Annotated in this window: 15 protein-coding genes; 14 read left to right on the plus strand and 1 reads right to left on the minus strand. The window is 40.2% G+C overall.

Translation table 11 applies throughout. The features are described from left to right. The first annotated feature begins 107 nt into the window (after positions 1-107). The 14 genes from OCK74_RS17195 to OCK74_RS17260 all read left to right on the plus strand — a co-directional run bounded on the left by OCK74_RS17195 (position 108) and on the right by OCK74_RS17260 (position 13671). Positions 108-1985: a 2-oxoacid:acceptor oxidoreductase subunit alpha gene (locus tag OCK74_RS17195; protein ID WP_279298299.1), complete on the plus strand. Its 1878-nt coding sequence runs from the start codon at positions 108-110 to the stop codon at positions 1983-1985. Between the two features lie 6 nt (positions 1986-1991). Next, positions 1992-3032 (plus strand): 2-oxoacid:ferredoxin oxidoreductase subunit beta, encoded by a 1041-nt coding sequence (locus tag OCK74_RS17200; RefSeq protein WP_279298300.1) that lies wholly within the window; start codon positions 1992-1994, stop codon positions 3030-3032. A 142-nt stretch (positions 3033-3174) separates the two neighbouring features. Continuing rightward, complete coding sequence (locus OCK74_RS17205) at positions 3175-3525, plus strand: NADH-quinone oxidoreductase subunit A (protein WP_279298301.1); 351 nt, start codon at positions 3175-3177, stop codon at positions 3523-3525. Continuing rightward, complete coding sequence (locus tag OCK74_RS17210) at positions 3516-4049, plus strand: NADH-quinone oxidoreductase subunit B (protein ID WP_341483204.1); 534 nt, start codon at positions 3516-3518, stop codon at positions 4047-4049. The genes OCK74_RS17205 and OCK74_RS17210 overlap by 10 nt, the downstream gene beginning before the upstream one ends. 68 nt (positions 4050-4117) lie before the next feature. Beyond that, positions 4118-4567, plus strand: a complete 450-nt coding sequence (locus OCK74_RS17215) for an NADH-quinone oxidoreductase subunit C (RefSeq protein ID WP_279298302.1) — start codon at positions 4118-4120, stop codon at positions 4565-4567. A gap of 1 nt (position 4568) precedes the next feature. Continuing rightward, a complete protein-coding gene (locus tag OCK74_RS17220) occupies positions 4569-5684 on the plus strand; it encodes an NADH-quinone oxidoreductase subunit D (RefSeq protein WP_279298303.1) in 1116 nt (371 codons plus the stop codon). A gap of 136 nt (positions 5685-5820) precedes the next feature. Beyond that, positions 5821-6897, plus strand: a complete 1077-nt coding sequence (nuoH, locus tag OCK74_RS17225) for an NADH-quinone oxidoreductase subunit NuoH (protein ID WP_279298304.1) — start codon at positions 5821-5823, stop codon at positions 6895-6897. A 17-nt stretch (positions 6898-6914) separates the two neighbouring features. Next, on the plus strand, positions 6915-7391 hold the full coding sequence (locus tag OCK74_RS17230; protein ID WP_279298305.1) for a 4Fe-4S binding protein: 477 nt from the start codon (positions 6915-6917) through the stop codon (positions 7389-7391). Next, positions 7391-7996: an NADH-quinone oxidoreductase subunit J family protein gene (locus tag OCK74_RS17235; RefSeq protein ID WP_279298306.1), complete on the plus strand. Its 606-nt coding sequence runs from the start codon at positions 7391-7393 to the stop codon at positions 7994-7996. Before OCK74_RS17230 ends, OCK74_RS17235 begins: the two co-directional genes overlap by 1 nt. A 1-nt stretch (position 7997) precedes the next feature. Continuing rightward, on the plus strand, positions 7998-8309 hold the full coding sequence (gene nuoK / locus OCK74_RS17240) for an NADH-quinone oxidoreductase subunit NuoK (RefSeq protein ID WP_279298307.1): 312 nt from the start codon (positions 7998-8000) through the stop codon (positions 8307-8309). 58 nt (positions 8310-8367) lie between these two features. Then, entirely contained in the window at positions 8368-10302 is a 1935-nt protein-coding gene (gene nuoL / locus OCK74_RS17245; protein ID WP_279298308.1) for an NADH-quinone oxidoreductase subunit L, read from the plus strand. A gap of 44 nt (positions 10303-10346) precedes the next feature. Beyond that, on the plus strand, positions 10347-11834 hold the full coding sequence (locus OCK74_RS17250) for a complex I subunit 4 family protein (protein ID WP_279298309.1): 1488 nt from the start codon (positions 10347-10349) through the stop codon (positions 11832-11834). A gap of 2 nt (positions 11835-11836) precedes the next feature. Next, positions 11837-13240 (plus strand): NADH-quinone oxidoreductase subunit N, encoded by a 1404-nt coding sequence (locus OCK74_RS17255; protein ID WP_279298310.1) that lies wholly within the window; start codon positions 11837-11839, stop codon positions 13238-13240. 53 nt (positions 13241-13293) lie between these two features. Then, positions 13294-13671, plus strand: coding sequence for a hypothetical protein (locus tag OCK74_RS17260; RefSeq protein WP_279298311.1), 378 nt, complete (start codon positions 13294-13296; stop codon positions 13669-13671). Positions 13672-13912: 241 nt separating this feature from the next. On the opposite strand, the gene OCK74_RS17265 is transcribed toward OCK74_RS17260, so the two are convergent. Beyond that, positions 13913-14188, minus strand: a 276-nt coding sequence (locus OCK74_RS17265; RefSeq protein WP_279298312.1) for a thiamine pyrophosphate-dependent enzyme, incomplete at its 5' end; no start/stop codon positions are given.

Below are 14188 nucleotides of genomic sequence, written 5' to 3' on the forward strand. Positions count from 1 at the left end.
TATAGTATTGCCATATTGAATTTGACCGTTGGCATACTCTGGTAATGTTTTATTGGGAGCTTATGATTTGTAAAGGTTTAATTGGTACTTAAACTATATGCTGCCATATGAATACAATACAAGAGAATTTAGAAAGGTCTACACAAGTTAAAGAAGTAGATAAAATAGTGGTACGTTTCTCCGGCGACTCCGGTGATGGAATGCAATTAACTGGGATGCAGTTTTCAGATACTGCTGCTCTGTTTGGAAACGATTTAAGTACATTTCCGGATTACCCATCTGAAATACGAGCTCCTATTGGAACTATTGCTGGTGTTTCAGGTTTCCAGGTTCATTTTGGGAGTACAGAAATTTATACCCCCGGCGATCAGTATGATGTTCTTGTTGCTATGAATGCAGCAGCTCTGAAAGTCGATTTGCCAAAGCTTAAGAGAGGTGGGATCATTATTGCTAATACCCAGGGTTTTGATGCTAAGAACCTTACACTTGCTAATTATCCTAAAGATGCAAATCCATTAGAGGATGGTTCCTTGGCAAACTACACTGTTTTTAAGGTTGATGTTACAAAACATACAAAAGAATGCCTGTCATCAACAGGCTTGAGTACTAAAGAGATTGACCGCTCAAAGAACATGTTTGTACTGGGATTGCTTTTCTGGATGTTTGAAAAGCCTCTCAATTATACCATCAATTTCATAAAGGAAAAGTTTGCAAAGAAACCTGAAATAGCGGATGCAAATATAAAAGCTCTTACTGCTGGCTGGAACCTCGGGGAGAATACCGAAATATTCACTACTCGTTTTGTAATTGCTCCTGCAAAACTACCATCTGGCACATACCGTAATATTACTGGTAATCATGCTACTGCCATAGGCTTAATTGCTGCAGCAGAAATGGCTGGTCTTCCATTATTTATAGGCTCATATCCCATCACTCCGGCAACGGATATTTTACAGGAACTTTCAAAATACAAGGCAAATGGAGTGAAAACCTTCCAGGCAGAAGACGAGATTGCTGGCATTTGTTCGGCTATAGGTGCCTCTTATGTGGGGAATCTTGCTGTTACTACAACCTCTGGTCCGGGCATGTCACTCAAAACAGAAGCACTTGGTTTGGCAACAATGTTGGAGATTCCACTGGTTGTTGTTGATGTGCAACGGGGTGGGCCTTCAACCGGGTTGCCAACAAAGACAGAACAGGCAGATCTATTGATGGCAATGCATGGCCGGCACGGTGAAGCTCCTCTGCCTGTGATAGCGGCATCATCTCCGTCTGATTGCTTCGAAACAATCTTCGAAGCTAGTCGCATTGCTTTGGAGCATATGACTCCAGTTGTCTTTTTGAGTGATGGCTATATCGCCAATGGATCCGAACCTTGGCGTTTCCCAACTGAAGATGAATTATCTAAGATAAATGTGAGCTTTCTTGATAAGCCAAATGGCGATAATAATGAATTACAGCCTTATAAGAGGGATGAAGACTTTATTCGCCCATGGATTATACCTGGTACGCAAGGTCTGGAACATCGCATTGGTGGCTTGGAAAAACAGGATGTTACAGGCAATGTTTCTTATGATCCGGCCAACCATGAGAATATGGTAAGACTGAGGGCTAAAAAGGTAAAACGTATTCAGGATTATATTCCGCTTGCGAAGCCGGATAGCGGGAATGAAAATGCAAAACTATTGGTACTCGGCTGGGGGTCTACTTATGGTGCTATTAAAACCGTCGTCCGCGACTTGCTCTCTGAAGGTTATGATGTAGCACATGTGCATTTACGGTATATCAATCCTTTTCCTAAAAATTTGGGAGAGTTGTTGCATGGTTATGGACGTGTTCTGATTCCTGAGATGAATAGTGGACAATTGATTCAATTGATCAGGGCTAAATACCTGGTGCCTGCAATAGGGTATTCCAAAGTCCAGGGTCAGCCTTTCACTACTTTGGAAATTAAAGAAAAAATCATTGAAATTCTTAAAGCCTGAGAAGCCATGGAAACAATTACTATAGATAATAGCGGCAAATTAAGTCCAAAAGATTTTTCATCAAACATGGACGTAAAATGGTGTCCGGGTTGCGGTGATTATTCAATATTAAAACAGGTACAGACTGTATTTCCTGATTTGGGTGTACCTAAGGAGCAGTTTGTATTCATTTCTGGTATTGGTTGTTCTTCCAGGTTCACCTATTATATGGATACTTATGGAATGCATAGTATTCATGGCCGTGCAGCGGCTATTGCATCCGGTGTGAAAACCGCTAATCCTGACCTGAGTGTTTGGGTCATTTCAGGTGATGGTGATTCCTTATCCATAGGTGGAAACCATTTTATACACCTGATGAGAAAGAACTTTGACATCAATTACCTGATGTTCAATAACCAGATTTATAGTCTTACAAAAGGACAGTATTCACCAACTTCAGAAAAGGGGAAAATCACTAAAACCTCTCCATATGGTTCTTTGGAAGAGCCTTTTAATCCTACTGAGTTAGCCTTAGGTGCAAAGGCTTCTTTTGTTGCCCGTACGTTGGATCGTGATCCCAAGCATATGCAAGCCATCTTAAAAAGGGCTCATCAACATAAGGGAACTTCTTTTGTTGAAGTTTATCAGAATTGTCCTGTATTCAATGATGGAGCTTTCTTCGCTTTCTCAGATAAAGAGACCAAGAAGGAAGAGGCCATCTTCTTGGAGCATAATAGACCTTTGGTCTTTGGCAAAAATGATGATAAAGGAATTAAACTGGATGGATTAACGCCTGTTATTGTAAATCTTAATGAAGATAAAGTCTCTGTCAATGATCTATGGATTCATGATGAAAAAGACAAGACGAAAGCCTTTCTGATTTCACGCTTCTTTGATACAATGTTTGATGAGGTACATTTCCCCAGGCCATTTGGCGTGATATACGCAGACGAACGCCCGGTATATGAAGATAACATGACACAACAAATTGAGTCAGTTCGGGAAAAGAAAGGGAAGACTCCATTGAATAAAATCTTGGCAGGTGAAAAGACTTGGACAATTCTATAATGATGTGATTAAAATCAGTCCGCTAGTTGAGTAAAATAATGTTACTTAAACGCGTATTGCCATGATTGTTAGGTAACTTGAGACTCAGATATCCTTTGATTCTCAGGATTAATATAATATAAAATTAACTAATCGATTGCATATGGGTCCAACCTCAATGATCGTACTGATCATAGCTGCCATTGCTTTTTCTTCTATTGCCATTTTGGTTGCCAAGTTGGTATTGAAAGCTAGTACCAACGAACAAAAGTTAGAGCCGTACGAGTGTGGGATTCCAACACAAGGCAAAACATGGATTCAGTTAAACGTTGGCTATTACCTTTTTGCATTGATATTCCTTGTATTTGATGTAGAGTTGATCTTTTTGTTTCCCTGGGCAGTTGTTGCTAAAAGCTTAGGGTGGGTCGCATTGGTAGAAATCATTGTTTTCTTTTTCATATTGTTCATGGGCTTCTTATATGCCCATAAAAAGGGAGCGCTAAAATGGAATTAAAGCAACATAACCCACAAACTTTTCCAGGTACGGTGCATCAAACGCCTGGAGGTGGTATTCTTACCAGCAAATTAAATGACCTGATTAATTGGGCTCGCAGCAATTCACTCTGGCCTCTGGTTTTCGGAACCAGTTGTTGTGCTATAGAAATGATGTCGGCTGCTTCTGCAAAATACGACTGGTCCAGGTTTGGTTTTGAAGTAGCCCGTGCAACTCCTCGCCAGGCAGATGTGATCATTATCGCCGGTACGATCGTTAATAAAATGGCCCCTGTATTAAAAAGATTATATGATCAAATGGCCGATCCTAAATATGTGATTGCAATGGGGGCATGTGCTACAAGTGGTGGACCGTTTTTTTACAATACGTATTCTGTAATAAAGGGTGCTGATCATATAATTCCAGTTGATGTTTATGTAGCTGGTTGTCCACCAAGGCCTGAGGCCTTAATCCATGCTTTAATGGCCTTACAGGAAAAGATCAGGAATGGAGGAGAAAGAACTCGGATAGATATAGGTGTATGAAAAGATAACCCAATATGAAAGATCATCTTAAGTTATAGATCATAAACTTGAAACTATAAACTGTTCTCATGTTTAACGAAGAACTACTAACAGCCTTGCCGGGAATACAGTCTACATCCAGCTTTGAAGATGGTGGAGAGTGGCTGACTGTATATACTACAGACTGGTTGCATTTAGCCAAAAAGCTTCGCAAGCATCCGGATTTACTCTTCGATTATCTTTTCTGTTTGACTTGTGTAGATTGGAAGACGCATCTCACTATGGTGTATCACCTGTCTTCAACAGTACATCGCCACAACATTGTGGTAAAATCTAAGCTGGATCGCGATAATCCGGAGATTGAGTCTGTAAGCCATATCTGGAAGACTGCAGAATTTCATGAAAGAGAGGTATTTGAGCTTTTTGGTGTTAATTTTTTACACCATCCTGATTTGCGTAACCTGATTTTACCGGAAGATTGGGAAAGATATCCCTTGAGAAAAGATTATGAAGATCCTGTTAATATGATCAAACTTTAATATGCTGGAAGAGATTCGTACTACGGAGCAAGATGACCTTGTCATTAATGTTGGACCACAGCACCCATCTACCCATGGTGTATTGCACCTCGTAATTACTTTAAATGGAGAGACGATTAAAAAGGTGGAGCCCCACCTTGGATATGTTCACCGCTCCATAGAGAAAATGTGTGAAAGCCTGACTTACCGACAGTTCATCTTAACGACAAGCCGTATGGATTACCTCTCTGCGCATATCAATAATCATTGCTGCGTATTGTGTGTGGAGAAAGGCTTGCAATTGGATGTTCCACCTAGAGCACAGGTGATCAGAATATTGATGGATGAATTGACCCGTATTGCATCTCATGTATTATGGTGGGGGGCATTTGCCATGGACTTGGGAGCAATAACTCCTTTCTTCCATGCATTTCGTGAAAGAGAAGTTATCAATGATATCATGGAGGAAACCTGTGGTACGCGACTAACTATGAATTATATGATGCCCGGTGGTGTTATGTATGATCTGCATCCAAACTTCCAAAAAAGGGTTCACGAATTTATAAAGTTGTTTAAGTCCAAATTACCTGAATACCATGAGTTGGTGACAAATAATGTTATTTTCCAGGAAAGAACAAAAGGGGTTGGGATGCTCTCATATGAGGATGCTATTTCTTATGGTTGCAGTGGGCCGGCTGCTCGAGGTAGCGGCGTTAGTTCCGATATAAGAAAATTATATCCCTATGAAATCTACAACCAACTTCAATTTGAAGAATGCCTGGAATATGGGTGCGATTCTTTTGCCCGCTACCAAGTGCGCATGAATGAAATGATGCAGTCCTTATCGATAGTAGAACAGTTGATTGATAATATTCCTGAGGGTGATATCCAAGCTAAAACAAAGGCTGTTATCAAATTACCCAAAGGGGAATTTTACTCCCGGGTTGAATCTGCAAGAGGTGAGTTCGGTGTTTATATTGTTAGCGAAGGTGGAACAACTCCCTACAGGATCAAATTCAGGTCTCCAGGCTTTTCCAACTTAAGTGCGTTGGATCAAATGGCTCGAGGCCAAAAGATCGGCGACTTGGTTGCTATGATGGGATCATTGGATTTAGTAATACCTGATATCGACAGGTAAACACTATTAATTTAAAATTCTTTAACTGAAGCCATTTTCCTATGAATAGTATATGGAATTAGGTAAAATGTTCTCCTTTTAAATTCTTTACTACTCAATTGGAAATGGTATAAAACTCTCCTTTGGAGGTAATTGTATGTGGAGCTTTTCTAAAATAGCTGGCATAATAGATAATTGGCTGAATCAAACCTTTTCTCCCGCGATTGCATTAACAATTGAAATGGTATTAGTTGGTGTTTTAGTCATTGGGTTATTTGCCTTGCTAGGGCTTGTATTAGTGATTATGGAAAGAAAGGTCTCGGCTTACATGCAAATACGCTTAGGCCCAAACCGGGTAGGACCTAAGGGCATGTTACAGTCATTGGCCGATACATTGAAACTGATGGTGAAAGAGGGGCTCACTCCCAAGGGTGCAGATAAATTCTTGTTTAATTTGGCCCCATTTGTTGCCATGATCGGAGCCATGTTGGTAATGGCTCCAATAGCCTTCGCCAGGAACTTCCAGATGTGGGACTTAAATATAGGTGTGTTGTATATTACTGCTATTTCCTCTCTTTCTGTGATCGCAATTCTGATAGCTGGTTGGGCAAGTAACAATAAGTACTCCCTTCTAGGTGCCATGCGTAGCGGTGCCCAGATTGTTAGCTATGAACTGTCGGCCGGACTGTCCATTTTGGCCATTGTTGTATTAACAGGGAGCCTGCAATTGTCTGATATTATCAATGCGCAAGCAAATGGCTGGTGGATTTTTAAGGGGCATATACCAGTCGTCGTGGCCTTCGTAATCTTCTTGGTTACAGTGACGGCTGAAACAAACCGTGCTCCTTTTGACTTAGCAGAAGCAGAATCTGAATTAACTGCTGGTTTCCACACAGAGTATTCAGGGATGAAGTTCGCTTTATTCTTCCTGGCAGAGTATATCAATGTGTTCATTGTTTGTGCGATTGGTGCCACCTTGTTCCTTGGCGGATGGATGCCTCTACATATAGGAAGTTGGCAAGGTTTCAATCATGTGATGGATTACATTCCGTCCTCACTTTGGTTCTTTGGAAAGACTTTCTTTCTCATATTCGTCATCATGTGGTTCCGTTGGACATTTCCAAGGTTGCGCATCGATCAGTTACTCAATCTGGAATGGAAGTATTTGCTTCCAATTAGCATGTTCAACTTGCTTTTAATAACCATTATGGCAATCATGGGTTGGCATTTCTAAAGCCATAAACTAAACGTATGTTTTTAAAAGATTATTGTAAAGAGGTATTGGGTGCAGTTCAATCATTGCTTACCGGCATGAAGCGTACTGGCTACTATTTTACACATCACAAGGAAATAATCACCCAACAATATCCGGATAACAAGGATACATTAGTATTACCAGAACGTTTCAGGGGTGAAGTAATCATGCCTCACAATGAAATGAACGAGCACCGTTGTACAGGATGTACAGCTTGTGAGTTGGCCTGTCCAAATGGTACCATAAAAGTGATTACCAAATTTGATATCACTCCTGAGGGGAAGAAGAAAAAAGCAGTTGACAAACTGGTATACCATCTTGAGATGTGTACGCTGTGCAATCTCTGTGTGAGCTCGTGTCCATCTGATGCCATAAAAATGGAGCAAACTTTTGAGCACAGCGTATATGACCGGAAACTTTTGACTAAAGTTTTAAATAAACCTGGTTCTAAAATCATGGAGGGAATCGAATAATGAATGGTTCAACTATTATATTTTACTTGCTGGCAGCTCTTACCTTAGGCTGTGGCATGGTTGCTGTAACTACACGGCAGATCTTCCGGGCAGCAATCTTCCTTCTCTTTTCCTTGATAGGTATTGCAGGCATTTATTTCTGGTTAGATTATGAATTTATAGCTGCCGTTCAGGTAGTTGTGTATGTTGGTGGCATCGTAGTCCTGATTATATTCTCTATCTTTTTAACCCATCAGGCTGGAGAACAACTGCCAAAACAATCATTGAGACGAAAACTATTATCTGTTTTAGCTTCTGTTTGCGGATTTCTTTTAACAATAATACAGGTTTGGAAATATTCATTCACAAAATCGGCTGGTACACCAGTTGAACCCTCTGTTGGTAACATTGGTAGGCGATTATTGTCAGCAAATGCAGATGGGTATGCCTTGCCTTTCGAAGTGATCAGCATGCTTTTATTGGCTGCAATGGTAGGATGCATTGTAATCGCCATGAAGTCTCCTACTGCAGTGGTTTCTAAAGAAAACAAAGCACAACCGGAAATGGTGACAATTGATCAAAAAGAACAAAAAATCCTTGTAGAAGAGGAAATAGGAGAGGTATAAGATGCAACCAGGAATTTATCATCTTTTATTGATTAGTACTGCCCTATTCTTTATTGGTGTATATGGTTTCTTTACCAGGAGGAACCTGATTACAATGTTGATGAGTATAGAATTGATTTTAAATAGTGTGAACATCAACTTTATTGCCTTCAATAAATATTTGTGGGCAAACAAGTTAGACGGCGTTTTGTTTACCATATTCATTATGGCTATAGCAGCAGCTGAGGCGGCAGTTGCCATTGCGATCATTATCAATTTGTACCGAAGCCGCCAATCTATTGATGTAAAACATGCTGAAGAATTGAAGTGGTAAACAAATAAGTATGACCATTATAAACTTGATTTGGTTCTAAAATCATAATAACAGTATTATGCCCAATGTCATCATATTAGTGCTGATTCCTTTTCTTCCACTTGCCAGTTTTTTAATTCTGGGTTTGTTTGGGAAATCTATATTTAGGAATACTTCTGGTTTAGCCGGAACATTATCACTTTTCGTCAGTTTTTTGCTTTCCATTTATACTTCATTTGGATATTTCTTTGAGTACGGAAAAGCAAATGGTATTTACCAGAAACTGGTACCGTTAAAACTTTCCTGGTTGGAATTCTCTAACGGTTTGAGTATTGATATGGGAATCATCCTGGACCCTATTTCAGTCATGATGATCATGGTTGTCACCTTCATTTCTTTGATGGTACATATTTATAGTCTGACTTACATGAAAGGAGAGGAGCGGTTTTCAACTTACTATTCATATCTGTCGCTTTTTACTTTTTCAATGTTAGGTCTGGTTCTTTCTTCCAACATCTTTCAGATCTATATATTTTGGGAGTTGGTAGGGGTATCTTCCTTCCTTTTAATAGGCTTTTATTACAATAAGCCTTCTGCAGTCGCAGCTTCTAAAAAGGCGTTTATAGTAACGAGATTTGCTGACCTTGGTTTCCTGATTGGGATTCTTGTATTGTCTTTTTATTCGGGCACACTTGATTTTAATACACTTATTCAGCGATTAACCTCACCTGGATCAGGTGAATTGAAGACAGCAGTTACAACATCCTTTTTAGGTATATCTGCTTTGAACTGGGGACTTGCATTGGTATTCATGGGTGGTGCTGGTAAGAGTGCATTGTTCCCCTTGCATATTTGGTTGCCTGACGCTATGGAAGGCCCTACACCAGTGTCTGCTTTGATACACGCTGCTACCATGGTAGTTGCTGGGGTATACCTGGTGGCTCGCCTGTTCCCCGTTTTAGCTCTTTCAGCTCCGGAAGTATTAGAGTTGATCACTCTTGTAGGTGTCATTACTGCCTTAATTGCTGCATTAATCGCATGCACACAAACGGACATCAAGCGGGTATTGGCCTATTCAACAATGTCACAGATTGGTTTTATGATGTTTGCATTAGGTGTTTCTGGTTATGGAGGATCGAATGGTATTGGGTTTACTGCATCCATGTTCCATTTGTTTACTCATGCTCTTTTTAAAGCATTGCTTTTCCTGGGAGCAGGTTCCGTTATTCACTATGTACATAGTAATGAAATGAAGGATATGGGAGGCTTGAAAAAGCACTTGCCCATTACACATATCACTTTTTTGATTGCCTGCCTGGCCATTGCAGGGGTACCACCTTTCTCTGGTTTCTTCAGTAAAGAAGGTATACTGCTAGCAGCATATGAACATAATCCTGCTGTTTTCTGGCTAGCGCTGGCTACTTCCGGACTAACTGCTTATTACATGTTTCGCCTGTACTTCAGAATTTTCTGGTATAAGGCATCCCAACAACACAAGCATCATGGCGAAGGAGGCTTTGCTATGATGCTCCCTTTAATCCTGTTAGCGGTGGGTGCTGCAGTTGCCGGGTTTATTCCTTTTGGTAGGTTCGTAAGTTCAGATGGGAGCTTATTAACATTGCCTTTCCACTGGTTGTTCTCCATTGCTCCAGTCACCTTGGGATTGCTTGGAATATTTTCTGCTATGGTATTGTTCAAAAAGGAAAATGGTAAAGCCGATCAAATCAGTTCATTTATGAGCAGGGTCTACAAATTAGTTTACCACAAGTTTTATGTAGATGAAATATATCTATTCATTACCCGAAAGGTGCTATTTTCTATGGTTGGCCGTCCGGCTGCCTGGATCGATAGAAATATAATTGATGGATTGGTAAATCTTTCAGGAGCAACAACAAAAGCGGTGTCAGAAAGGATAAAGGTTATTCAATCGGGTAAGGTTCAGCATTATGGGCTCTACTTTTTATTTGGTGTTATCGGGCTAGGTGTATTGCTTATTTATGTGATTAAGTTTTAAAACCAATATCGCTCAGTGAGTGTATAAACAAATAAATCATTCCAATGAATCTCACGTTACTTATTATAGCACCGCTTATTACAGCTGTCACAATGTTGTTGATGCGGAATGCTCAACAGGTTAAATGGACTTCTTTGGTAGGTTCTGCTATTCAACTGGTTTTGGCATTCGCGTTGTTATTTGTTTTTCAAAATGAGCGATCTGCCGGCAATACGGAACAGATGTTGTTTCAGCAGAATTACACTTGGTTTTCTGCTTGGAATATTCATTTTCATGTAGGTGTGGATGGTATTTCTGTAGCCATGATCTTATTAACGGCATTTGTTGTTATAGCTGGTGTTCTTGTTTCCTGGAATGTTCAGAAGATGGTGAAGGAGTTTTATTTGATGCTTATATTACTAAGTATTGGAGCGTATGGGTTCTTTCTTTCTTTAGATCTGTTCTTGCTCTTCTTCTTTTTAGAGATTGCTGTGCTGCCTAAATTTTTATTGATAGGGATTTGGGGTAGTGGTGAAAAAGAATATAGTGCCAATAAGTTGGCCTTAATGTTGATGGGTGGTTCTGCTTTGGTATTGGTAGGCTTACTAGGCGTGTATTTTGCAGGATCAGAAAGAACATTTGACCTGTTAAAACTTTCCCGGTTACCTATTCCTCAAGAAACACAAAGGTTACTCTTTCCCTTATTGTTTGCTGGGTTTGGTGTATTCACTGCTTTGTTTCCTTTTCATACATGGGTTCCGGATGGCCACTCCTCGGCACCGACAGCAGGTTCTATGTTCTTAGCTGGTATTTCTATGAAATTAGGAGGCTATGGTTGTTTACGGGTAGCTACCTATATATTACCAGAAGGGGCCAAGGAGTACTCCACTATCATCATTGCCCTTGCTGCTATTGCTATTCTATATGGTGCCTTTGCTACTATGATGCAGAAAGACTTGAAATATATCAATGCATATTCATCGGTAAGCCATTGTGGTTTTGTATTGCTTGGCATCGGCATGTTAACAAAGACTGCCATTACCGGTGCAGTGATTCAAATGGTGTCGCATGGTTTGATGACGGCTCTTTTCTTCGCTGTTATCGGTATGATCTATGATCGGACCCATACACGCTCAGTTAAAAAGTTAGGAGGGTTGTTGAAAGTGATGCCATTTATAACCACGATATTTTTTATTGTAGGTCTATGTTCTTTGGGGTTGCCAGGATTTAGTGGTTTTGTTGCAGAAATGACAGTGTTTATGGGTTCCTGGGAGAGGCCGGAAATTCCTTATAGAGTGGCAACCATTGCTGCATGTATGTCTATTGTAGTTACGGCCGTTTATATATTGAGGGCCATAGGGCAAACGGCTATGGGACCTGTAACAGAGGAGCGTTATATGACACTTAAAGATGCTTCATGGAATGAGAAATTAGCTGCTGTGATCCTGATTACAGGTATTGTAGTTATAGGGGTTGCGCCCTTTTGGTTAAATGATCTGGTAGCTCCAGGTGCTCATCACATCATTGAAAAGATTTCCCAACTAAATAATTAACAATGGAAATAAATGACTTTTTTATTTTAATGAAAGGCGAACTGTTCTTAGCAGTGATGATCTTTCTGTTGCTATTTATCAAAGTAGGTAAAGGCATGCAGAATGCTTCCCTGCTTACCTTGATTCAGGTGTTATTGTTCGTCAACTTTCTCGTAAGCCTTACCTTTAACCGGGAAGGCGTATTGTTTGGTGATATGTTTATCACTAATTCGCTGGTTGCCTTTCAGAAGAGCATATTGAGCTTAGGAACTTTTTTAATATCGTTGCTCAGCACGGACTGGCTGAAGAAGCATTCCCATTTGCCGGAATTCTTTTTATTAATGTTTTCTTCCTTATTAGGTATGTTCTTCCTGATTTCCAGTGGCAATCTTTTAATGTTCTATTTGTCACTGGAGTTGGCAACCATTCCAGTAGCTGCGCTGGCAAACTTTGATTTGGAGAAGAGAAAGTCTTCCGAAGCAGCGATGAAACTAATCTTGTCTTCCGCGTTCTCATCAGGTATATTGTTGTTTGGGATTTCTTTATTTTACGGAGCCACAGGAACTATCAATTTTTCACAATTACCAGGTCACATTAACGCTAGTGCAATGCAGATCCTGGCCTTTGTTTTTCTAGCTTCGGCTTTTGGCTTTAAACTTTCAGCTGTTCCGTTCCATTTCTGGACGGCCGATGTGTATGAAGGTTCCCCGATTGCAGTCACATCTTTTCTTTCTGTGATTTCTAAAGGCTCTATGGCTTTCATCTTTTTGACGGTTTTATATAAAGTATTCCAGCCTTTGAGTGAAGTGTGGTATGCTTTACTAATGATCCTTTCATTGGCAACGATGTTTATAGGCAACCTGTTCGCTCTCAGGCAGCAAAACATCAAGCGCTTCCTTGCTTTTTCTTCAATTGCTCAGGTGGGCTTTATTTTGATGGGGATGAGCAGCAATGCTGATATGGGTTTAGCTTCAGTTGTTTATTTTGTTCTCATCTATGTTTTCTCGAATCTGGCTGCTTTTGGAGTGGTATCTGTAATTTCTGCGCATACAGGAAAAGAACATATCAATGACTATAAGGGGCTGTACCAAACAAATCCTTTCCTAAGTTGGACACTAGCATTGGCTCTCTTTTCATTGGCAGGCATTCCACCTACTGCAGGTTTCTTTGGTAAGTTGTTTTTGCTGGCAGCCGGTGCTTCAAAGGGACATTATTGGTTTGTAATCTTTGCTGCATTAAACCTTGTTATTTCCCTGTACTATTACCTAAACATAGTAAGAGTCATGTTTATGGATAAAAGCAGGCATCCTATTCAAAGCATTAAGAATAACAGGGCGGCAAATTTTGCATTGGGAATTTGCCTGGCCGGAATCGTATTAATAGGATTAGTTAGTTGGTTCTATGAGTATATACAGACATTAATGTAGTATATAGTTATTTGTTCATTGTAATCAATTAAGTTAAAGCATAAAATGATATTATGGCAATCAATCAGAATCATACGTTTGAAGACCTGGATGGGGTGAAATGTGCCATTGTAGAGAAGTGTGTCACTCCAGAAAGGAGTTGGTTTTTAAAAAAAATATTAGAGTACAATGGTTACACTGTGGTCATGGTGCCAACACCTGCTGCTAAAACTGCACCGAAACCTGTGACAGTTGGGAACGATGAAAAGATTGCTGAACCTACTGCACCAGAAACCTTTACTGTCGGAGTAACAGATGTAACCTTCAATACGGTAAATGCAGTTTTTGGCCGTCAACTTCATACTCCGGATGGGCATGTTGTCATCCTGGCCTATTGGCAGCAGAAAGAAGCTATATCTCATGATGAAATTCCATATTACCAGAGGAAATGATGATGATCTTTTTCTAAGTGAATTTTTCCAGGAGGTGGAGCGGTTTAAGCGCCGAGCAAAAACGGTAAGAGCGGAGGAGAAGTATGGAGGGAGATAAGAAAGGTGGTGATGGTTGGCTACGTGAAACGGAATGAAAGAGGAGGACTTTGGTAGTTAGGGGAAGAAAATATAAAAGGGGGTGACATAATTTATTGTGTCACCCCCTCTTTTTTGTTGGAAGGTAATTTGGAAGGGATTATTGTTATAATCCCTTTAATGCTTCAATTCTTTCCCAGCGGTGAATCATGCCTTCTTTGGCTAATTCTAAGAATTCTGATGCACGATCCGGGAAGTTATTCTTTATTGTGGCAAAGCGGTTTTCATTGTAGAGGAAATCTTCTAATGGGATAGAAGGTTGCTTACAATCTACAACGAATCGCTGTCCTTTTTCTTTCAGAGGGTTGAAGCGGAACAGTGGCCAATAACCTGATTTCACTGCAAGATCCTGCTGGATTAGGCCATTCTGCATTTCATAACC

Origin of the sequence: Paraflavisolibacter caeni (assembly GCF_025628885.1) — a bacterium.
Classification (GTDB): domain Bacteria; phylum Bacteroidota; class Bacteroidia; order Chitinophagales; family Chitinophagaceae; genus Flavisolibacter; species Flavisolibacter caeni.